Raw genomic sequence first — 21,055 nt, 5'->3', positions numbered from 1 at the left:
CCATTGTGCCGGCCGTAGGCCGATATGAACCATGCTTCCCGCCAACAGTCCCTGATGGAGACGAGCGCGGCAAAACCGGCCGATTCCATTCGCGCAGTGCGGGATGATTGGTAAAATCGGGTTTTTGCTGCACCTGAATTGGCTTTGTACTGTCTTAGCCTTCACCTTAGCCCTCACTTTCTGACCTCCATTTCCCTTCCCGGACAGGCCTCCATGCGCACCGATACGCCCCAGACGATCTACCGTAAAGACTACGCCGCTCCCAATTACCTGGCGGACACCGTCGAGATGGGTTTCGACCTCGATCCCGCTGACACCCGTGTGGCCACCCGCATCACCCTGACCCGCAACCCGGACGCCAAGGGCCGCGACCTGATCCTCTTCGGCGAAGAGCTGGAACTGGTGGCTCTGCGCCTGAACGGCAAGACGCTCTCGCAGGCCAAGGGCGATTTCCGCATCGCCGGTGGCGTGCTGACCATCCCTGCCGCCCCGGCCAAGGTGACGCTGGAGATCGAGACCCTGGTCCATCCGGACCGCAACACCTCGCTCATGGGCCTGTACGTGTCCAATGGCAATTTCTTCACCCAGTGCGAGGCCGAAGGCTTCCGCAAGATCACCTATTTCCCGGATCGTCCGGATGTGATGGCCAAATTCACCGTCATGCTGCGCGCCGACAAGGCGCGCTATCCGGTGCTGCTGTCCAACGGCAACCTGATCGAAGAGGGTGAGCTGCCCGATGGCCGCCACTATGCGAAGTGGGAAGATCCGTTCAAGAAGCCTTCTTACCTGTTTGCCCTGGTGGCCGGCCAGCTGGTCTGCCAGGAAGAAACCGTGCGCCTGCACTCGGGCCGCGATGCGCTGCTGCAGGTGTGGGTGGAAGAGGGCAACCTCGACAAGACCCAGCACGCCATGGAGTCCTTGAAGAACAGCATCACCTGGGACGTGGAACGCTTCGGCCTGGACCTCGACCTGGACCGCTTCATGATCGTGGCGGTGGGCGACTTCAACATGGGCGCCATGGAAAACAAGGGCCTGAACATCTTCAACACCAAGTACGTGCTGGCCAATCCGCGCATCGCCACCGATGTCGACTTCGCCAACATCGAAGCGGTGGTCGGCCACGAATATTTCCACAACTGGACCGGCAACCGCGTCACCTGCCGCGACTGGTTCCAGCTGTCGCTGAAGGAAGGCCTGACCGTCTTCCGCGACCAGGAATTCTCGGCCGACATGATCGGCAGCGACAGCGGCCGTGCCGTCAAGCGCATCGATGACGTGCGCGTGCTGCGCCAGGCGCAGTTCCCGGAGGATGCCGGTCCGATGGCCCACCCGGTGCGTCCCGATTCGTTTGTCGAGATCAACAATTTCTACACCGTCACCGTCTACGAAAAGGGCGCTGAAGTGGTGCGCATGTACCAGACCCTGCTGGGCCGTGACGGCTTCCGCAAGGGCATGGACCTGTACTTCAAGCGCCACGATGGCCAGGCCGTGACCTGCGACGATTTCCGCGCCGCCATGGCCGACGCCAATGGCCGCGACCTGTCGCAATTCGAACGCTGGTACAGCCAGGCCGGCACGCCGCTGGTGCAAGCCAGCGCGGACTACGACGCCAAGCGCAAGACCCTGACCCTGACGCTGGAACAGAGCTGCCCGGCCACGCCCGGCCAGAAGAAGAAACAGCCCTTCCACATTCCGGTAGCCGTGGGCCTGCTGGATGCGCAGGGCCGTGACCTGGCGCTGACCCTGCAAGGCGAGAAGAAGGCCGGTGCCACCACCCGCGTGCTGGAACTGACCAAGGCCAAGCAGAGCTTCACCTTCATCAACGTCGATGAAAAGCCGGTGCCGTCGCTGCTGCGCGGTTTCTCCGCGCCGGTGGTCCTGCAATACGACTACAGCGATGCCGAACTGGCCTTCCTGATGGCCCACGACAGCGATGCCTTCAACCGCTGGGAAGCCGGCCAGCGCCTGGCCACGCGCCGTCTGCTGAACCTGACGGTGGCCGTGCAGGCCGCGCGCCAGTCCGGCCATGTGGTGGCGGTCGACACCGTGCTCAACAACATCGAGCACGATGGTGCCCTGGCCGAAGCGCTGCGCGCCACCCTCAAGGACGAGTCGCTGGATCCTGCCTTCCGCGAACTGGTGCTGACCCTGCCGTCGGAAACCATGATCGCCGAACAGATGGAAGTCATCGATCCGCACGCCATCCACGTGGCGCGCCAGTTCCTGCGCCGCTCGCTGGCGCGCGAACTGCGCGATGATCTGCTGGCCGTGTATCGCGCCCACCAGACCCCGGGTGCCTACAGCCCCGACGCCGCTTCGGCCGGTCACCGTGCCTTGAAGAACGTGGCCCTGTCCTACCTGGCCGAGCTGGATGATGAAGAAGCCATGGCTCTGGCCCAGCAGCAGGACCAGGACGCCAACAACATGACCGACCGCCTGGCCGCACTCTCGGCGGTCCTCAACAGCGCCGCCCCCGGCAAGAGCGAAGCCCTGCAGCGCTTCTACGCCGAGTTCGAACAGGAAGCCCTGGTCATCGACAAGTGGTTCACCCTGCAGGCCACGGCCCGCAATGCCGACGTGAACACCGTGCGCACCCTGACCGAGCATCCGGCTTTCACGCTCAAGAATCCGAATCGCGCACGCAGCCTGATCTTCAGCTTCTGCAACGGCAACCCCTCGGCCTTCCATGCGCTGGACGGCAACGGCTATGCCTTCTGGGCCGAACAGGTGATCGCCCTGAACGGCAGCAATCCGCAAGTGGCCGCCCGCCTGGCGCGCAGCCTGGACCGCTGGCGCAAGTACACCCCGGCGCTGCAGGAAAAGATGCGCCTGGCCCTGCAACAGGTTGCGGCCACCCCCAAACTCTCGCGCGACGTGGCCGAAGTCATCACCAAGGCCCTGGCCGATTGATCTGTCAGACAGATAATTGACCCCTCACTCATTCATCCGATTCATTAAATAAAAACCACTGCAAGGAAGACCACCATGAAACGTATCAGCCTCACGCAACACCTGATCGAGCAGCAGCGTCTGCACAACAAGATCCCGTCCGAACTGCGCCTGCTGATCGAAGTCGTCGGCCGTGCCTGCAAGTCGATCTCGCATGCGGTCGGCAAGGGTGCGCTGGGCGAAGTGCTGGGCAGCGCCGGCAGCGAGAACGTGCAGGGCGAAGTGCAGAAGAAGCTGGACGTGATCTCCAACGAGATCCTGCTGGAAGCCAATGAATGGGGCGGCCACCTGGCGGCCATGGCCTCCGAAGAAATGGAGACCATCCACCGCATCCCCAACCGCTATCCCAAGGGCGAATACCTGCTGATGTTCGATCCGCTGGATGGCTCCTCCAACATCGACGTCAACGTCTCCATCGGCACCATCTTCTCGGTGCTGAAGGCCCCGGAAGGCATGACCGAACCCAGCGAGCAGGACTTCATGCAGCCCGGCACCAAGCAGGTCGCCGCCGGCTATGCCGTCTATGGCCCGCAGACCGTGCTGGTGCTGACCACCGGCGACGGCGTGCACTGCTTCACGCTGGACCGCGAAATGGGCGCCTGGGTGCTGACCCAGAAGGACATCAAGATTCCCGAAGACACCAAGGAATTCGCCATCAACGCCTCCAATCAGCGTCACTGGTTCCCGCCGGTCACCCGCTACGTCGATGAAATGCTGGCCGGCTCCACCGGTCCGCGCGGCAAGGATTTCAACATGCGCTGGATCGCCTCCATGGTGGCCGACGTGCATCGCATCCTGAACCGCGGCGGCATCTTCATGTACCCGGCCGATGCGCGTGAGCCGGGCAAGCCGGGCAAGCTGCGCCTGATGTACGAAGCCAACCCGATGGCCTTCATCGTCGAGCAGGCCGGTGGCGCCGCCACCGATGGCCAGCAGCGCATCCTCGACATCCAGCCGGAAAAGCTGCACCAGCGCGTGGCCGTGTTCCTGGGCTCGAAGAATGAAGTGGAGCGCGTGACCTCCTATCACAAGGAATAAGCGTCCGGCGAATCACTCGCCTGCTGCAGAAAATGCCGCCCGGTTTTCACCGGGCGGCATTTTTTATGCCCGCTTTTCTGTGCGGTTTACCGCAGGTTTTTCTGTGCTTGATTCTGCTGCGCGCGTGTCAGCTCTGTGCCGACGGCGCTCCCGCCTCCGCCAGCCGCACCTGATTGCGCCCGCCATGCTTGGCTTCATAGAGGGCCGCATCGGCGCGCCCCAGCAAGTCTTCCACGGTGCGCTCGCCCGCTGGCAGCAATTCCATGGCACACACGCCCGCGCTGGCCGTGACCACGCCGCGCGGATTGCCGCGATGGGGCAGGTCCAGCGCCTGGATGCCGGCGCGGATCTTTTCCGCCACCTGCACCGCACCGTCGGCATCGGTATCGGGCAGCAGCATGAGCATTTCCTCGCCGCCATAGCGCGCGGCCAGATCGCCCGGCCGGCGCTGGCGCTCGCGCAGGACGGCGGCAATGCGGCGCAGACATTCGTCGCCCGCCTGATGGCCGTAGAGGTCGTTGTACTGCTTGAAGAAATCCACATCGATCATGATCAGCGAGAGAGCCGACTTGCTGCGTGCGGCACGCCGGAATTCCGCCGCCAGTACGGTATCGAGATGGCGACGGTTGGCCAGGCCGGTCAGGCCATCCTGATGCGCCAGCTGCTCCAGCCGCTGGTTGGCCTGGTGCAGCTCGCCCATCACCTGCAGCGCGCGATCCTCGGCCACCAGGCGCAGCTCGATCTGCCCGATCAGCCGCCACCCGAACAGCCCGATGATGATCAGCAACAGCAGCACCGCCGCACCATACACGATGGTCTGCTGCTGCCACGGCGCCAGCGCTTCATCCCTCGACGTGGTCACGGTGACGATCAGCGGGAAGCCCTGCACCGGCTGGTACGACACGTAGCGGTCGATGTCGTCCAGCGGCGAATGCAACAGTACATGGCCGCTGGTTGGACTGGCCAGCGCTTCGCCGATGACCGGGTCCAGGCTCAGGTCGTGATTGATGTAGGCGGGATCGAAAGGCTGCCGCGTCAGGACCTTGCCGGGCCGCAGGAGCAGCAGGATGGAACTGTCGCGGCCGATCTCCACGGTCTGGTACAGGGCGTTGAAGTGATCCAGCCGCAAGGTCGCCAGCAGCAGCCCGGCGAAGCGGCCATCCGGATGATTCAGGCGGCGCGACATCGGAATGATCCACTGGTCGGTACTGCGGCTGAGCAGGGTCGGATGGATGTGCGGTTGGGGATCGTCGTGATCGCGGTGATAGATGAAATACGCGCGGTCGCTGTTGTTGGCATCGCTGGGGCGCGGCGGCGAAGAACTGGCCACGCGATTGCCGTGCTCGTCGAAGATGTAGAGCCCGTCGAGCTGCGGCATTTCGCTGGCCAGGCGGCGCAGGACCGGGCTCATGGCGTGCAGCTGCGCATGGGTGGTGCCGGCATCGTCGATACGGTCGCTGATGTTGATCAGCGCGCCGTGGGTGGCCTGGAACACGTCATAGGCATGGCGCGCCAGGGCGCGCGCGATGTTGCCGGAATAGATGCGGGTGTTGTCCAGCTGCACCGTGCGCGCGGCCAAGCTTTGCCAGACGTGGCCAGCCGCGATGGCCACGCAGATCAGCGCGACGAAAAGCCGTGCCCGCCGCGCCACGGAATGGCGCGCTACCCGCCCTGCCTTTGCCAGCATTGGCCGCATCGTCCGTGTCTCCCCTCCCGGCCGGTCTGTTCCCTCCCCAGGGTGGACCGTTTGAACCAGTATAAGGAGATGGCTCAGCCGTACTGGCCGCGATCAGTCCGTGAAAAAGTCCTCAATTCGTGGGCTGCGCCGCCGGCCGGCGCATCAGCTTGACGCTGTGCAGTGCGGTCAGCAGCACCGACAGCCAGATCGGCACATAGGTGCCCAGCTGCGCCAGCTGCAGGCTTTCGCCCAGCACCGCCATGGCCACCAGCACCAGCAGCACCGGTTCCACATAGCCGAGGATGCCGAACAGGCCCATCGGCAGCAGCTTGCCGGCGCGCAGGTAGCTGGTCAGGGCGATCATGCTGAGAATGCCCAGGCCCGGCAGCAACAGCCACATGGCGGGTGTGCGCAGCGTAGGGCCGGTGGCCGGGCTGAGCCCCAGGGCCAGCAGCGAGGGCAGCGCCAGCACCATCAGTTCCACCGCGAAGATGAGCATGGAGTCGAGGCGGATGCGCCGGCGCAACATGAAGTAGGGGGGATAGCCCAGCGCCACTGCCAGCGTTGGCCACGAGAAGGCGCGCGTCATCCACAGTTCATGCGCCACGCCGACGCAGGCGCACAGCACCGCCAGGCGCTGCAGCAGGTCCATCTTCTCGCCATAGTGGAAGCGGCCTACGAGCACCATCGACAGCGGCAGCATGAAGTAGCCCAGCGAGACTTCCAGCGCCCGGCCATTGACCGAGCCCCACAGGAACAGCCATTGCTGCAGGGCCAGCAGGGCCGCCATCAGCACCAGCAGTGCGATGCGCGCGGGGCTGGCCAGCAGTTCGGCCATGGCCGCGCGCAGCCGGGGCAGTTCGCCGCGCCAGGCCAGCAGGCCGAGCACGCAGAGCAGGGTGATGAGGATGCGCCAGGCAAAGATGTCCGTGCCATCCAGCGGGGCCAGCAGGCGGGTGTATCCGGACAGAAAGGCGAACAGGGAAGAGGCCAGCACGGACAAGCCGATGCCGCGGCCGACAAGTTGAGGATTCATCGCAGGACCAGGTGCGTCCGGCGCGAGGAAGAGGCACCGGCAAAAGCGCGATTCTACGGCAAGCCGGGGCTGCGGGTCGCGCGCATGCAAAAAGCCCCGGCCGGAGCCGGGGCTTTGAGGTCGACGCGAGGGAGGAAATTATGCGCCCGGGGAAGTGCCCAGCGGGCCATCCTTCTGTTCACGCGCATAGTTGTTGGGCTGGCCGTTCGGGACTTCATAGCTCTTGCGGTCCACGTACTGGCCATTCTGGCCGCTTTCCTGCATGGCCGCCGGCGAGGCGGTCTGCTGGCCCTGGTAGTTGTAGTACTGCGACTGCGAGGACGAATCGTATTGCTGCTGCTGCGCGCCCTGCATCGAGCTGCCGCCCTGATCATAGGACTGGGCATAGGCACCGGTGGCGAAAGTGGCAGCGGCCAGTACGGCGGCGGTGAGGAAGGTCTTGGTCATGGCTGTTCTCCTTTATCCTTGGTTGTGCATTCGATGGCGCTGAATGCAATCGGGACTTCAGTTGCAGTGGCGGATACGATCATGCATGCATCCACAGGTTGGCCTTCGTTTCCCAAAAGCAGGCACGGCACGATAAGACTTGAAAAAATGTGTCGGGTGGCCTGCATTGCCTGAAAACTTGGGTTCATCATAGGAAGACCGGAGCGCCGCGACAGTCGGAAAGCCCAGCATGTTCTTGTCGGACATTTCGCGCGCGTCTGACAGTCGGCTTGATCGGCGTCCGAGCGCAAATCCAGGATTTTCGATTGATGCAGAATTGAGTGCAATCCAGCTCATCCATGCACAGGCCGTATCGATCCAGCCTGTGCAAATGATCAAAGTGCGAGTCATCTTCGCGGTGACAGGCGCCGGACGTGTCAGTCTGCAAGCTGACACATCGCCCTGGTTTCGTTACAAAACGTATCACTGCCTCATTCTGGCGCAGTGGCAAAACGCTAAGTAAATGTCCTTTGTAAATGTCCTTTGCGAGCTTGTGTGAGAATGTGGGCAAATGCGTTCAGACGGACAGAGGGTCGGACCAATGTGCGCCCATCCCGCCTCATTCGGCCCCACGCCCGCTTGATCTGCGACAGGGAAGTGCAACTCGCTGTGGCAAAAATGCGTATCTCTCCCAAGCGGCGCGAATTGCGTTTTGGCAGGTGGCACAACCGGGTTATTCTCAGTCGCATGGGGTTGCTCATGCCGCCTGTCCAAGGGGGCTGATGAAGCAGAACAAGGGGGACATCATGAACAAGGCAACAAGCACTGCGATGCTGGCCGTGCTGGCAGCAGTGACTGCGCTCAGCGCACCGCTGACGGTCCGCGCTGCCGAATGCAGCAAGGTCGTCATCTCGGCCGATTCCGATTACGCGCCCCTGCACTGGTACGACGGCAAGCGCCTCACCGGTGCCAGCATCGAGATCGCAACGCGTGCCCTGAGTGCGCTCAATATCCCTTATGAGGTACGCTACGTCGGTCCTTTCCACCGCGTGCTCAAGGAGGCCGAGAGCGGGCAAGTGGCGATGGTGTCCTCGCTCAAGAACACGCCGGAACGCCAGTCCTACCTCGCTTTTGCCTCGGTGCCGCTGTTTTCCAATCCGATTGCGGTCTTCGTGGCGCGCGACAAGCGCTTCGCCTACGCCGGCTGGAAGGATCTGATCGGCAAGCGCGGTGCCATCACGCTGGGCAATCAGTTCGGGGGCGGCTTCGATGAATTCCTGCGTGACAATCTCATCATCGAGACCGCGCAAAAGTTTTACATGAATTTCTCCAAGCTCGATTCGGGCCGTATCGACTACCTCATCACCGGTTACTACAACGGCGTGATCTACCTGAACCAGAACGGCCTGGCCGATCGCTTCATGCCGCTGCGCCCCTTCGTCAGCGAGAGTGACAACTACCTCGCCATGAGCCGCGCCAGTCCCTGCGTGAAGCTGCTGCCCCGTATCAACGCGCAGCTGGAAGCGATGCAGAAGAGTGGTGAGCTGCGGGCGGTGCTGCAGAGTTTTGAAACCGATCTGCGCATCGACACCGCCAACCCCGACCAAAGCGGCCGTGCCAAATGAAATCCGGCCCATTCTCACGAGCCGGCGCTTGCCCCTGCAACAGCGGGAAAGAAGCGTAAAACCCTCGCTGTTCCTCACCAGCCGCATGTCATGCGCGGGATAGAGTGACAGACTGGGGAGCAGTGCGTCGCCCGGACGCGCTGCCGCATTACACACATCACATCGTGCCGCACGCGAAGACCATGCCCATCCGAGAAGGCAGGCGCGCGCGCCGGCCTTCATTCAAAAGACGGAGAGGACAATTTGAAGCTGCGAACCAAGATCATCTGGCTGTGCGCCACCACGCTGGTGGGCATCCTGATCATTGCCATGGTGTCGCTGACCACGCTCAGGCGCACCATGATGGAAGAGCGCGAAGCCCAGCTCTCGCTGCTGGTCACGCTGGCCAAGGCCGCGGCCGAGAAGGCGCAGGCGCTGGAGCAGTCCGGCAAGCTCACGCGCGAACAGGCGCAGGCCCAGGCCAAGCTGGTCATCGGCAGCTTCGTCAAGGAGCAGAATTACTACTTCGTGCGCGGCTATACGGACGACTTCAACTACGTGCATCCCAATCCCAAGCGCGTGGGCATTCAGGACAAGACCGCCAAGGAGGATGGCGACCGCTATCGTGCCGCCCTGCAGGGCAAGGAGATCGGCCTGCTGATCGCCGAAGGCACGCGGCCCAATACCACCGAGAAGGTGCAGAAGCTCTATGCCGTGACGCGCTTCGCCCCGTGGGACTGGACCATCGGTTTCGGCGCCTACATCGACGACATCAATCAGGCCTTCTATCGCAATGCCCTGGTGCTGCTGCTGCTGGGCGGCGTGCTGATGGGCGCGATCGCCACCATGGCCGCCTTCATCCTGCGCTCCATCCTGCGCCAGCTGGGTGGCGAGCCGGCGCGTGCCGTGCAGATCGTGGAGCAGATCGCGCAAGGCGACCTGTCCACGGCCGTCGCGCTCAAGGCCAATGACCGCCACAGCCTGCTGCATTCCATCGAGACCATGCGCCGCAGCCTCTCTGGCATCGTGCAGGGCGTGCGCCAGGGCACGGACACCATCGCCACCGCCTCCGGCGAAATCGCTGCGGGCAATCTTGATCTGTCCTCGCGCACCGAGCAGCAGGCCAGTGCGCTCGAAGAGACCGCGTCTTCGATGGAAGAGCTGACGTCCATCGTGCGCCAGAATGCCGACAACGCCAGCCAGGCCAATCAATTGGCGATCACCGCCTCGGGCGTGGCGACCAATGGCGGCAAGGTGATCGAACAGGTGGTCGGTACCATGGCCGACATCAACAGCGCTTCCACCAAGATCGCCGACATCATCGGCGTGATCGACGGCATCGCCTTCCAGACCAACATCCTGGCCCTCAACGCTGCCGTGGAAGCGGCGCGCGCCGGCGAGCAGGGACGCGGCTTTGCGGTGGTGGCCTCGGAAGTGCGCTCGCTGGCGCAGCGCAGTGCGCAGGCAGCGCGGGAGATCAAGGGACTGATCGAGGATTCGGTCAGCAAGGTGGACAACGGCTCGCAGCTGGTGGAGCAGGCAGGCCGCACCATGCAGGAGATTGTCACCAGCGTGCGCCACGTGACCGACGTGGTGGCCGAGATCAGCGCCGCCAGCCGCGAACAGAGTGCGGGGATCGAAGAGGTCAATCGCGCCATCACGCAGATGGACCAGGTGACGCAGCAGAATGCGGCGCTGGTGGAAGAGGCGGCCGCCGCTGCCGCTTCGATGCAGGACCAGGCCGCGCAACTGGCACAACTGGTGTCCGTGTTCCGGCTGCAGGACGCTGCCCAGGGCCTGCGCTAAGTCCCACGGCTTGCCCGGGCTGCGGCGTTCTCGATTTCCATTCCTTCATTCTCACATCCGCCGTCTCCGGCGCTGCACATCGCAGCGCGCAGAAGCGGCGGATTTTCTTTTGTCGCGCGCACGGGAAAATCGCGTGAGTTTCAATGAGACGCGGTGAGTTCCGGTGACACATGCAGGTTTGCATGCCAATTTTTCTTTCCGTACGGAACTCTGTCAGCACGGCCATAGTCTAGTCAGCACTCGTGTTTGCATCGGGAACAGCGATGTGAGGCGAGACGGTCGGAATTGCACAACAAAACCGGACGCCACTGTTGAAATCCATAGGGAAAACAGGGTGGCATCCGTAGAATTGCCCGACTGCAAAAAGCCGCAATGACGCGGCTTGATGGCGCAACGGAGCGTCTCGCGCAACAGCGCAAGCGGCCAACGATGGCCCTTCCTACACTCCAACACCAACAACATCATGCGCTCCTGGATCAATCATCTCAATTACTCACGCAAGTTCGTCCTCATCGGCGCACTCGCTTTTATGCTATTCATCGTGCCGACCACCATCCTGGTCCGCACCAACCTCGACGACCTGGCCACTGCCCAGCGTGAATCGCTGGCCCTGGCTCCCGGACGGGAACTGCTGCTGCTGCTCAAGCAGATGCAACAGCATCGCGGCCTGTCGGCCCTGTATCTGGCCGATGGTGATCGCGCAGCCGCCAGCCGCGCAGAACGCCAGAAGGAAGTCGATGCCACCTTCGACCGTGTGCGCAGCGGCCTCCAGCCGCTGGAAGACAAGGCCCTCACCGATGCGCTCGATGGCCTCAATGCGGACTGGCGCGCACTCACGCAAAGCATCGCCAGCAAGTCCATCAATGGCGCGCAGAGCAATGTGCAACATGCGCAACTGATCAAGCGCGAGCTCGATCTGCTGGACGACGTGGCCAACAGTTCCGGCCTGGCGCTGGAAGCGGAGGCTGCGCTGTTCTACGTGCAGCGCGCGGTCATGTCCGAACTGCCGCAACTGACCGAAGCACTGGGCCAGGCCCGTGCGCGCGGTGCCGTGATGCTGGGACGCGGCCAGGCCGATGCGGAAGAACGTGCCCGCCTGGAAAACCTGTCCGACCGTGCCCGCCGCAGCTATGAAAGCGCGCGCCGTTCGCTGACGTTGGCTGCGGGCCGCCACCCGCTGCCGGCCGAGGTGGAAAGCGCCCGTGCAGCAGCCGTCACCGCTGCCGACGAAGCCTTCAAAATGGCCGACAGCGCCATCGTGCGCGCCGATCAGCTGACCATGCCGGCCCCGCAATGGGTGTCCACCATGACGCGCATCATCGATACGCAATTCGTACTGGTGACGACGTCCTTCGACATGATGCGTGACGAGCTGCAAGCCAAGATTCCGCGCCTGCGCAATGAACTGATCGTGCTGTGTGCTTCGCTGGCGGTGCTGGCCATGGCTGCGCTGTGGCTGATGGTCGCCATCACCCGTGCCACCACCAGTTCGCTGTCGGAAGCAGTGCGCCTGACCGAGGCGGTATCGGCCGGAGACCTGACCCAGCATGTCGAGGTCAAGGGCAGTGATGAAGTGGCGCGTCTGCTCATGGCGATGCAGGCCATGACGGCGCAACTGAGCATGGTAGTCGGCAGCGTGCGCAGCAATTCGGAGAGCGTGGCCACGGCCAGCGCCCAGATTGCCCAGGGCAATGCGGACCTGAGCAAGCGGACTGAGGAGCAAGCCAGCGCCCTGCAGCAGACTGCCGCTTCCATGGAAGAACTGGGATCGACCGTGCAGCAGAATGCCGACGGTGCCCGCCAGGCCGGCCAGCTGGCGCGTGATGCCGCCGAGGTGGCCAGCCAGGGCGGCGCGGTGGTGCAGCAGGTGGTGCAGACCATGCAGGCTATCCACGCCGGCTCGGACCGCATCAGCGACATCATCGGCGTGATCGATGGCATTGCTTTCCAGACCAACATCCTGGCGCTCAACGCGGCGGTGGAAGCTGCCCGTGCCGGCGAGCAGGGACGCGGCTTTGCGGTGGTGGCCACCGAAGTGCGCAGCCTGGCCCAGCGTTCGGCCACGGCGGCGCGCGAGATCAAGGAACTGATCACCGCCAGCGTCGACCAGGTCGGGCAGGGTACGCAGCTGGCCGATCAGGCCGGCAAGACGATGGAAGAGATCGTGACCTCGATTCGCCGTGTCAGCGACATCATGGTCGGCATCAACGCCGCCACGGCCGAGCAGAACACCGGCATCGCCCAGGTCGGCCAGGCCGTGACCCAGATGGACAGCACCACCCAGCAGAATGCAGCGCTGGTGGAAGAAAGCGCCGCTGCGGCCATCAGCCTCTCGGGCCAGGCCCGCGAGCTGGTGCAGGCGGTGGCCGTGTTCCGTGTCGGAAGGGCGGCACTGACGGCATGATCGGTTTGGCTGATGGCAGTACCGGTCTGATATCGGCTGGACGGATCATCTGCCCGATCGATCAATCAAGGCAGATTGAGCGATGCCGTCGATGAATCCCGACGGCGTGTTTTTCGATCTGCCAAGTAAAAAGAAAAGGTCCGCAGCATCTTGCTGCGGACCTTTTTTGCATGCGGGAAAGAAATGTGATGGCGCTGACTGTGGCGCGCGGCTCAGCGATAGAACGGTTCAACCCGCCCCTTGAGCTTGGTCAGCATGGGATTGCCCTTGCGGTCGAGTGCACGGCCGGCGGGAATCTTGATCCAGCCTTCGCTGATGCAATACTCGCTGACGTTGTTGAATTCCTTGTCGTTGAGCTTGATGCCGATGTCATGCTCGAAGATGGCGGCAACGTAGTGCGGGCTGCGGGGATCGACGCTGAGGCGGTCGGGGAGGGCTGGGCGTTGTGCGGTATCGTTCATGGGCGCGATTATCGGACATAAGAACCGCCAAGACAATGGGCCTCCGACGCCGCCCTGCTGCATCCTCCTACCGCCCGCCGGGCATTTTCCGACACCAAGGCTGGCCGCCCGCTGATAGCGCTGGCCTGTGCCGGCGCGCATGCTCCATGCATCTGACTTTGCGCGAGGATGTATGCGATCTACCGTCGAGGAAATGCAGGCCGCCCGCTCGGCCGCCCAAGCCTACCGCCACCAGCCCGGCAGCCTGCAGGCCGCGCACGTGTATGCGCAGCTGTTCGTCGCAACGCCCGACGAGGCCGCCCTGGCCATGGGCCGCGACTACCTTGTGCAACAGATGCAGGAAGCGCAAGAACTGCCCTGCGACCTGCCGCAGGAGCCCGCCGCATTGGCCAGCTGGATGGAAGCGCGCGCCGCTGAAGTCGGCGTTGCCTATGAAAGCTATCTCAAGGAACGCCAGCAAGGCGCGCCGCGCCGCTACTTCAGTGGCCGCGCCCATGCGCTCAATTTCCTGCGCTGCGTGGGCCCGACCAAGATGGTCGATGGCGCCTGGCTCTACAGCGCCATCCGGCGCTGGCGTGATCCGCTGTTCCGTCCGCTGATCCTCACCTATCTGGAAGAGCTGGGCGATGGCGATGCCGCCATGAATCACGTCACCCTCTATCGCAGCCTGCTGGCCGCCAACGGCTGCGAGCACGGACCGGCGTTGTCCGAAGAACATTATGTGCAAGGAGCCATCCAGCTGGGGCTGGCCCATCACGGGGCGGAATTCGAGGCCGAGGTGTTCGGCTTCAACCTCGGCTATGAGCAGTTGCCGCTGCACTTGCTCATCACCGCCTACGAACTCAATGAACTGGGCATCGACCCGTATTACTTCACCCTGCACGTCACCATCGACAATGCCGCCAGCGGGCACGCCCGCAAGGCCGCCGAGGCGGTCGCGCAGGCGGCCGCCCAGGCTGCGGATCCGCAAGCCTTCATGCAGGGCGTGCGGCGCGGTTATCTGCTCAATGAGCTGGGCGCGAGCACGCTGGGCGTGATCGGCTCCTTTGTCCTGCAGGATGAGGTGGTCAGGGTGCTGGCCGAGAAAGCGCCCTTCGGCCGCATGATGCACTCGGACTATTGCCGCATCGGCGGCAAGACGGTCAACCAGTGGCTGGAACAGCCTGACGGCATGGCCAGCTTCCTGGCCGAGATGGAAAAGGCCAAGTGGATCACGCGAGGCAAGCCAGCCGAGGAGAGCCGCTTCTGGCGGCTGATCGATGCCGCCGGCGGGCAGATGTTCGGGGTCTTCGAGGGCTACGAAAAGCAGGTCATCCGTGAGTGGATCGAGGACGGTTGGAACGATGGCCGCCGTCAGCCGAGCTTCCGCGCACTGGCGCGCGGCCGTGAGAACGCCGCTGCCGAGGCCCCTGCCGTGCCGGCCGTGGCCTTGGGCGAGGTCGATCTCGATGCGCTGGTGGCCGAGCTGGCACCGGGGCGGCATCATTTCGTGCCCGGTTTGGAGGCGACGCGGCGCTACAGCGAGCGTTACCGGCGTGCATGTGTGGCGTAAGCGCCGCGCCACGCAGCCGGTGACGGGAGCGCAGCGGCAGTCGGCTATAATGTCGGGCCTTGGCCGCTGGCCGCCCCGCAGGATGCACGCTCGCAGCCGATGTGAAGTTGCAGGCGCGGAGGCGGCGGCCCGACCCGTCAACCCGCCGGCACTCCGCCGGCTGCTGGAGAAACCATGAACATTCGCGCAAGAAAACGCCTGATCTATCGCCGTCACCGCATCGGCATGCTGATCGCCGCCATCGAATCCCTGATCGCCCTGGAAGAATCCATCCTCGAAGGCAAGCAAGCTGCCTGAGGTAGCAGGAGGATTACTCCAGTCCGCTGCGCGCAGCGGGTATGGCACCGAAGAACCGACCTTGCCGGTCGGTTTTTTATTGCGCGCAAGATTTCAATTGCAATATGGAATGGCTTTGCTGACATCGGAGTGCAACGGTCCCGGCGCAAGCTGTCTCCATGCCGAAACGCCAAGGCCAGCCACAGCTCCGAGGCCAACCGGTCCACGCAACCTGCTTTCACTGGAGACCATCATGCGCATTCTCACCACCACCTGCACCGCCCTGTTCCTGAGCCTGGCCGCCACCGCCGTGCGTGCCGAGAGTCTGTTCCACGGCACCACTGACTACGAATCGCCGCTTCCCATGCTGCTGCACATCAGTGCCCGCCTGATCGGACGCCTCTTCAGCTGAAACGGGCGGAGGCGGCAGCCGGCGCTTGCGTCACGGCTGCCGCGCTGTGGCACAATCGCGGCTCCTTGCTGCGACCTGGATCCGTCCTGCCATGTGCGTCAACTACAAGCCCACTCCCAAATCCATCATCACCGCGCTGACCGGCGCCGACACCTCCGCTACGCCAGACTGGCCCGAGGAGACCTGGCAGGACTACGCCGCCCCCGTGGTACGGGCCGGGCTGGAGGGCGAGCCGGAACTCATCGTCGGCACCTACGGCATGATGCCCCGGCGCAAGCTGCAGGGCGGATTGCAGATCTCCACCATGAATGCTCGCGCCGAGACCATCGGCGAGAAGCGCAGCTACGCCGGCCCTTGGCGGGCCATGCAAACCTGCCTGTTGCCCATGCACTGGTTTTATGAGCCCAATTACGAAGCCGGACGCCCGCAGCGCTGGGCCATCGGCATGGCCGACGACCAGCCGTTCTGCGTGGCCGGCCTGTGGCGCGCCTGGGAGGAGCCTGAAGGAGGGTATGCATTTTCGTTTACCCAGATCACCATCAATGCCGATGCGCATCCCCTGATGAATCGTTTTCACAAGCCGGGCGAGGAAAAACGCAACCTCGTCATCATCCCGCCCGCCGACTATGCGGACTGGCTCAACGTCGGTGATACAGAAAACGCGCGCAGGATGCTGGTCAACTATCCCGCCAGCGCCATGAAGGCCTGGCCTGCGCCCAAGAGCGAAGCGCGGAGCAGCTCAGGGCAGGGTTCGTTGCTCTTTTAAGGGCCAGCCGCTGCCATTTCGCACGCCAGATGTAAAGAATTGTTGACCTTCCCCATGATTTTCTGTGAAATTGCGCGGTGGCATCATGGCCGCGCCTCCGGTGCGGCACACGCAGGACTCACGTCATCATCACAACATCAGGGGAACGCGGCATGCGGATCAAGAGGGCGGGGCCGATGTGGAGTGCATCCGGGTGGGCTGGCCTGCTGCTGGCCAGCGCTTCGCTGCTGGGCCAGGGCAGTGCAGCTGCGCAGGAAGCCACGGCCAGCCAGGCCGGCATCGTCAAGGTCCTGCAAGGCGACGTACGCGCCGAGCGCAGCGGCAAGACCCGCCCGCTGGCCACCGGCGAACGGCTTTATGCGGGTGACCGGGTACTGACCGGTGCCGCCAGTGCGGTCGGGTTTACCTTGCGCGACGATACGCTCATTTCGCTCGGCTCCAACAGCCAGTTCCTGCTCGAACAATTTGCTTACAACGACAAGACCGACGAGGGCAGCGTTGCCGTGCGGCTGACCAAGGGCACGCTGCGCTACGTCTCGGGGCTGATCGGCAAGCGCTCGCCGGAGAGCCAGCGGTTGTCGACCCCGACGGCCACCATCGGCATCCGTGGTACCGACTTCATCGTGGAGGTGGCCGGTGAATAAGCCATCGCTCCATTCACTGTACCGGCCGCTGATGCGCTGCGCCTTGCTGGCCGTGGTGACGCTGCTGGCTGCATGTGCCGGGCCGGCGGAACGTTTCGTGTTGCTGCCGCAGGCCGATGGTTCGGCCAGCAGCATCGTGGTCAGGACGGCCAGTGGCGAGATGGCACTGACTTCGCCCTATGCAGCGGTCGAGACGCGCGGCGGCAAGCCCGCGCCGACCCAGACCCTGTCCGCTGCCGAGGTGGACCGGCGATATGCCGAGGTCATGCGCAGCCTGCCGGCGCGTCCGCGCAGCTACGATCTGCTGTTCGAGCTGGGGACTGACCGTCTGACGCCGGCCTCGCAGGAATTGCTCAAGAAGGCCATCGCTGAAATCAAGGAATTCCCCGCCGGGGAATTCATCCTCACCGGCCATGCCGACAGCATCGGCAGCGATGCCACCAACGACGCCTTGTCGCTGCGGCGCGCGCGCCTGATCGAGCGTGAATTGCAACGGGCGGAGGTCAAGGCCCTGAGCATCGAGGTCATCGGCAAGGGGGCGCGTGATCCGCGCGTGCCGCAGAAACGCGGCGTGGCGGAGCCGCGCAATCGTTTCGTCGAAATCAAGATCAGGTGAGCCGGGCGGCACGCTGCCGATGCAGCGCCGCCTGTCGTCCTGCCATTCTCAGGGGAATCACATGGGCAATCGCGTCTATCTCTACTGCACCGACTTCGAGGGTATGCCTACGGAGGAACAGGCCGACGAATTCTTTACCATGATCGGTACCGAATACGAGGCCACCGCGCGCCTTCCCTTGTTCTGGATGTGCCTGTTTTCCGGGGACGATATTCACGTCTCGTCCGGCCCTGCCACCGAGGGCGAGCACAGTGGCAAGCAAGGCCCTGAAGGTCCGGGGGACGATGATGAGTACGATGATGATGAGTACGAGGAGGTCGATGAGGATGCGCCGCGTCCGTTTGCCTACCTGGGGTGCGAACGTCTGGCGGGCATCGCCCGTCTGCGCCAGCGCTCGGCGATGCTGCGTCCGGTGCTGGGCGAGGAGCGCCACGCCTTGTATGAGGACTGGATCGCGCGCCTGGAAGCCGAACCCCGGCGCAACATCGTGGTGAACACGGAAGAGCTGGACGTCATGTCCGATGGGGGCCAGCTTGAGCAGCAGCTGCGCGCCGCGTATCAGGAACTGGCCGTGATGGATGAGCGGCAGGCGTGGCAGATGAGCCCCTTGCTGCATGACCTGGCCGGCCTGTACGAAGAGCTGGCAATCAGCGAGGTGGCCAGCTGGACATTGGCCGGTTCGGCCAACGGGGCCACGCGCTGGCCGCCCGAACTGGCGCAGCCACCGCACCCGGAACAGCCCGCCGGGGCGATTGCTGCGTTGCCCGCGCCATCGCCGTGGTGGATGTTCTGGAAGCGTTGAACTCCGCAGACGGGTGGAGCTGAACGAAGGTATGCGCCGTCTTTCGGAGATTGCTTATTGTCGAGTTTGATCGTGGACTATCGAATAGCTCATCAATGGCGTGCGCGCGACACAACTAGGAAATTTCCTGATATTCGCGAAATGATATAAAACATAAGATCACGCCATTGCATCGACCTTTCCATCTCAAGGAAGCATGGCCATGATCCAGTCCCTTCTGCACTACGGCAGCTATCTCGCTGCGTTCTATGCGGCTTATGTCGTGGTCGGCATGGCGTTGACCGGAGTATTTCTGTGGCGTGTGCTTTCGCGCAAGCCGGCGATGCAGAGCCTGCCGGCGAGGGTCGAGTCGACAGCGGGCGACGAATCCCACGCTGCCTTGCATTGAAACCGTAATGAAAAAGGCCCGGACGCGCGCTCCATCTCCTGGAGAGCGTGTCCGGGCCTGCCCGGGAAGGCAGCGTGATCAGCGTTGCTGTCAGCTGTTCTTGTGACTCTGCTGTCCCGCCTTCACGTGCTGTTCATGTGAACCGCCGCGGCTCGAATCGCCTTGTTGCTGGCCGGAGCCACTGCTGCTCTGGTTCTGCTGGTCGTTCTTGTGGCTCTGCTGGCCGGCTTGTACGTGCTGTTCATGCGAGCCGCCCCGGGTGTTGCCACCTTGCTGCTGGCCGGAGCCGCTGCTGCTCTGGTTCTGCTGGTCATTCTTGTGGCTTTGCTGGCCTGCCTGGACGTGCTGTTCGTGGGAACCACCGCGGCTGTTGCCTTGATTCTGATTCGACATGATGTCACTCCTTGATGAATGCCCTGCGCTTGTGCGCAGTAACTACATCATCGTCCCCTGGCTCCGCCGCAGACATCGGCCAAGCTCCCTTGATCCTGTCGGCTGTGACTGTCGGACGCGTCTCCAATGCAATACATCAGCTTGGCCGACGGGCGCCTGTCATCACTCTGCGGGTGCAGAGCATGGGCGTTCTGCACGGACTTACTGCACGGATTCGATGGTGGACAGCAGGTGTTCGAAGGAACAGGGTTTGGTGAGCAGGGCGGAGAACACTTCGAGTGCCTGCCAGGAATTGCTCATGGGAGTGGCACTGAGCAGTACCACCGGAATGGACGAGAAGCGTTCATCGCCCTTGATGCGGGTCGCCAGTTCCAGGCCATCCATCACCGGCATGCGCAGGTCAGTGAGGACCACGCTGACTGCGGTGTGCTCATGGGCCATCAGTGCCAGCGCCTCTTCCCCGTTGCCGGCTTCGAGCACGTGATAGCCGACGCCTTGAAAGACTTCTGCAAAAATGTTTCTGACATCCTTGTTGTCTTCAACGATCAGCAGGGTACGAGCGTGACTGCTCGGATTCATGAAGCGATCTCCGGGTGGATGGGCTGCGTCCTGAGATCAGAACGAACGGCTCCGCGATTATGTGACCGAAATGATCATGGTTGCATCAGTCAATTCCTGTATCGCGGGAAAATCGCGCTGACATCCTCGTAAGAATATGCGCGTCACCTGCGCGTCAGGTGGCGTGCCGCTAGAATACAGGCTCCGGTGACGCGACGCGTCGCCCTCATCTGCCAAGGAGCCGCGATGTCTCTGGAAAGCCTGCTGCTGTTCATTCCCTCGTGTTTTGCACTGAACATGGCCTTCGGCCCCAACAATCTGCTCTCCATTACCATCGGCGCCCATCACGGTCTGCGCCCGGCCTTGCTGGCAGCGGCCGGCCGGCTGGTGGCCTTCGCGCTGATGATAGGGGTGGCAGCGGTGGGCATGGGCGCACTGCTGATGGCCTCGCAGATGGCCTTTACGGTGGTCAAGGTGCTGGGGGCGGCCTATCTGATCTGGCTGGGCTGCAAACTGTTTTTCGCCAGGGTGGAGCTGGGCGGCCAGCCGCTTGAGCCGCAGCAGCGCAGTATTGCCGGTTATGTGCGCAAGGAGTTTCTGGTCGCCATCGGCAATCCCAAGGCCATCCTGGTCTTTACGGCATTCTTCCCGCAGTTCGTGGTACCGGAAAATTATTTATCCAGTTTCCTGACCCTGGGCGCGATTTTCCTGGCGCTGGAGGTGGTCGCCATCGCCGCCTATGCCTACGCCGGCACGCGCCTCTCCGGACTGATGCAGAATGCGCGCGGTCTGCGCTGGATGAACCGCATCAGCGGCGGCATGATGATCTTCTTCGGGACCTTGCTGGCATTGGCCAAGCGGCCGGCAGCCTGAGGGACTGCGGGGCGTCAGGAGAAGCTCAGCTCCAGCCCCATCATCCTGGAGATGAAAAAGGTTGCCACTCCCAGCACCAGCAGCGAGATCACGAACAGCGCTGCCACTTTCCCGCTGGCGCGCAGCACCGCGTTGCGCTCGGCCTGCTTGCCCTTCTTGCCCTGATCGTAATGCCACTTGATGGCGTAGAACATGCCGATGCCGAGCACGGCAACCTTGAAGATGATGAAGACGATTGGGACCCAATCCATGATGTCGACCATTTGAATCGCTGGAAGAAAAATCCGGTGCCAGCTTTGCGAATCTGAAAGTAGCAGAGGCGAGTCACTGTTTCCGTAACAGTGTCCTGTGCATTCTAACCAAGGCGACGCAG

General features: G+C 63.3%; 21 protein-coding genes. 14 read left to right on the top strand and 7 right to left on the bottom strand.

From position 1 onward, the window contains the following. Positions 1-213: 213 nt before the first annotated feature. On the top strand, positions 214-2,910 hold the full coding sequence (gene pepN, locus J2X56_RS10035) for an aminopeptidase N (protein WP_209567438.1): 2,697 nt from the start codon (positions 214-216) through the stop codon (positions 2,908-2,910). 75 nt (positions 2,911-2,985) lie between these two features. Further along, positions 2,986-3,987 carry a class 1 fructose-bisphosphatase gene (locus J2X56_RS10030; RefSeq protein ID WP_039784418.1) on the top strand — a complete coding sequence of 334 codons (1,002 nt, stop codon included), beginning with the start codon at positions 2,986-2,988 and terminating at the stop codon, positions 3,985-3,987. A 127-nt stretch (positions 3,988-4,114) separates the two neighbouring features. Here J2X56_RS10030 and J2X56_RS10025 read toward each other — a convergent pair whose 3' ends face one another. The 3 genes from J2X56_RS10025 to J2X56_RS10015 all read right to left on the bottom strand — a co-directional run bounded on the left by J2X56_RS10025 (position 4,115) and on the right by J2X56_RS10015 (position 7,148). Beyond that, a complete protein-coding gene (locus J2X56_RS10025) occupies positions 4,115-5,674 on the bottom strand; it encodes a GGDEF domain-containing protein (protein ID WP_227022750.1) in 1,560 nt (519 codons plus the stop codon). Positions 5,675-5,795: 121 nt separating this feature from the next. Continuing rightward, positions 5,796-6,701: an EamA family transporter RarD gene (gene rarD / locus J2X56_RS10020; protein ID WP_121043250.1), complete on the bottom strand. Its 906-nt coding sequence runs from the start codon at positions 6,699-6,701 to the stop codon at positions 5,796-5,798. A gap of 138 nt (positions 6,702-6,839) precedes the next feature. Further along, complete coding sequence (locus J2X56_RS10015) at positions 6,840-7,148, bottom strand: hypothetical protein (RefSeq protein WP_034334554.1); 309 nt, start codon at positions 7,146-7,148, stop codon at positions 6,840-6,842. Positions 7,149-7,957: 809 nt separating this feature from the next. On the opposite strand from J2X56_RS10015, the gene J2X56_RS10010 reads away from it, so the two are divergent. The 3 genes from J2X56_RS10010 to J2X56_RS10000 all read left to right on the top strand — a co-directional run bounded on the left by J2X56_RS10010 (position 7,958) and on the right by J2X56_RS10000 (position 12,941). Next, on the top strand, positions 7,958-8,752 hold the full coding sequence (locus tag J2X56_RS10010) for an ABC transporter substrate-binding protein (protein WP_121043247.1): 795 nt from the start codon (positions 7,958-7,960) through the stop codon (positions 8,750-8,752). 243 nt (positions 8,753-8,995) lie between these two features. Further along, entirely contained in the window at positions 8,996-10,537 is a 1,542-nt protein-coding gene (locus J2X56_RS10005; protein WP_034334550.1) for a methyl-accepting chemotaxis protein, read from the top strand. A gap of 529 nt (positions 10,538-11,066) precedes the next feature. Beyond that, positions 11,067-12,941 carry a methyl-accepting chemotaxis protein gene (locus tag J2X56_RS10000; RefSeq protein ID WP_310159926.1) on the top strand — a complete coding sequence of 625 codons (1,875 nt, stop codon included), beginning with the start codon at positions 11,067-11,069 and terminating at the stop codon, positions 12,939-12,941. A gap of 212 nt (positions 12,942-13,153) precedes the next feature. Here the strand turns inward: J2X56_RS10000 and J2X56_RS09995 are convergent, their stop codons facing one another. Beyond that, a complete protein-coding gene (locus J2X56_RS09995; RefSeq protein WP_034334548.1) occupies positions 13,154-13,402 on the bottom strand; it encodes a DUF3297 family protein in 249 nt (82 codons plus the stop codon). Positions 13,403-13,574: 172 nt separating this feature from the next. On the opposite strand from J2X56_RS09995, the gene J2X56_RS09990 reads away from it, so the two are divergent. From J2X56_RS09990 to J2X56_RS09955, 8 genes are all read left to right on the top strand, one after another. Beyond that, positions 13,575-14,954, top strand: a complete 1,380-nt coding sequence (locus J2X56_RS09990) for an iron-containing redox enzyme family protein (RefSeq protein WP_310159922.1) — start codon at positions 13,575-13,577, stop codon at positions 14,952-14,954. Positions 14,955-15,128: 174 nt separating this feature from the next. After that, positions 15,129-15,251: a hypothetical protein gene (locus J2X56_RS09985; RefSeq protein WP_255475323.1), complete on the top strand. Its 123-nt coding sequence runs from the start codon at positions 15,129-15,131 to the stop codon at positions 15,249-15,251. A gap of 232 nt (positions 15,252-15,483) precedes the next feature. Further along, the gene (locus tag J2X56_RS09980) at positions 15,484-15,642 is read left to right on the top strand and encodes a hypothetical protein (RefSeq protein WP_166675081.1); all 159 of its coding nucleotides are present in this window, start codon (positions 15,484-15,486) and stop codon (positions 15,640-15,642) included. Between the two features lie 91 nt (positions 15,643-15,733). Then, positions 15,734-16,408, top strand: coding sequence for an SOS response-associated peptidase (locus tag J2X56_RS09975; RefSeq protein ID WP_134136737.1), 675 nt, complete (start codon positions 15,734-15,736; stop codon positions 16,406-16,408). A 152-nt stretch (positions 16,409-16,560) separates the two neighbouring features. Further along, positions 16,561-17,052, top strand: a complete 492-nt coding sequence (locus J2X56_RS09970) for a FecR domain-containing protein (RefSeq protein WP_134136738.1) — start codon at positions 16,561-16,563, stop codon at positions 17,050-17,052. Further along, positions 17,045-17,668 carry an OmpA family protein gene (locus tag J2X56_RS09965; protein ID WP_409025215.1) on the top strand — a complete coding sequence of 208 codons (624 nt, stop codon included), beginning with the start codon at positions 17,045-17,047 and terminating at the stop codon, positions 17,666-17,668. Before J2X56_RS09970 ends, J2X56_RS09965 begins: the two co-directional genes overlap by 8 nt. Before the next feature lie 61 nt (positions 17,669-17,729). Then, positions 17,730-18,470: a hypothetical protein gene (locus J2X56_RS09960; RefSeq protein WP_134136740.1), complete on the top strand. Its 741-nt coding sequence runs from the start codon at positions 17,730-17,732 to the stop codon at positions 18,468-18,470. A 202-nt stretch (positions 18,471-18,672) separates the two neighbouring features. Continuing rightward, on the top strand, positions 18,673-18,858 hold the full coding sequence (locus tag J2X56_RS09955; RefSeq protein ID WP_227022751.1) for a hypothetical protein: 186 nt from the start codon (positions 18,673-18,675) through the stop codon (positions 18,856-18,858). Positions 18,859-18,948: 90 nt separating this feature from the next. Here J2X56_RS09955 and J2X56_RS09950 read toward each other — a convergent pair whose 3' ends face one another. Continuing rightward, positions 18,949-19,251 (bottom strand): hypothetical protein, encoded by a 303-nt coding sequence (locus J2X56_RS09950; protein WP_034333405.1) that lies wholly within the window; start codon positions 19,249-19,251, stop codon positions 18,949-18,951. A 201-nt stretch (positions 19,252-19,452) separates the two neighbouring features. Next, complete coding sequence (locus tag J2X56_RS09945; protein ID WP_121043233.1) at positions 19,453-19,830, bottom strand: response regulator; 378 nt, start codon at positions 19,828-19,830, stop codon at positions 19,453-19,455. A gap of 225 nt (positions 19,831-20,055) precedes the next feature. Between J2X56_RS09945 and J2X56_RS09940 the strand changes: the two genes are divergently transcribed. Further along, positions 20,056-20,682 carry a LysE family translocator gene (locus J2X56_RS09940; RefSeq protein WP_121043231.1) on the top strand — a complete coding sequence of 209 codons (627 nt, stop codon included), beginning with the start codon at positions 20,056-20,058 and terminating at the stop codon, positions 20,680-20,682. Positions 20,683-20,696: 14 nt separating this feature from the next. Here J2X56_RS09940 and J2X56_RS09935 read toward each other — a convergent pair whose 3' ends face one another. Beyond that, positions 20,697-20,933, bottom strand: a complete 237-nt coding sequence (locus tag J2X56_RS09935) for a hypothetical protein (RefSeq protein ID WP_039784455.1) — start codon at positions 20,931-20,933, stop codon at positions 20,697-20,699. Positions 20,934-21,055 lie beyond the last annotated feature (122 nt).

It is taken from the genome of Herbaspirillum sp. 1173 (assembly GCF_031455335.1).
In the GTDB taxonomy this organism is placed as follows: domain Bacteria; phylum Pseudomonadota; class Gammaproteobacteria; order Burkholderiales; family Burkholderiaceae_D; genus Herbaspirillum; species Herbaspirillum huttiense.
Note: the sequence above shows the minus strand (reverse complement) of the source record. Positions and strands in the feature narration are given on the sequence as shown.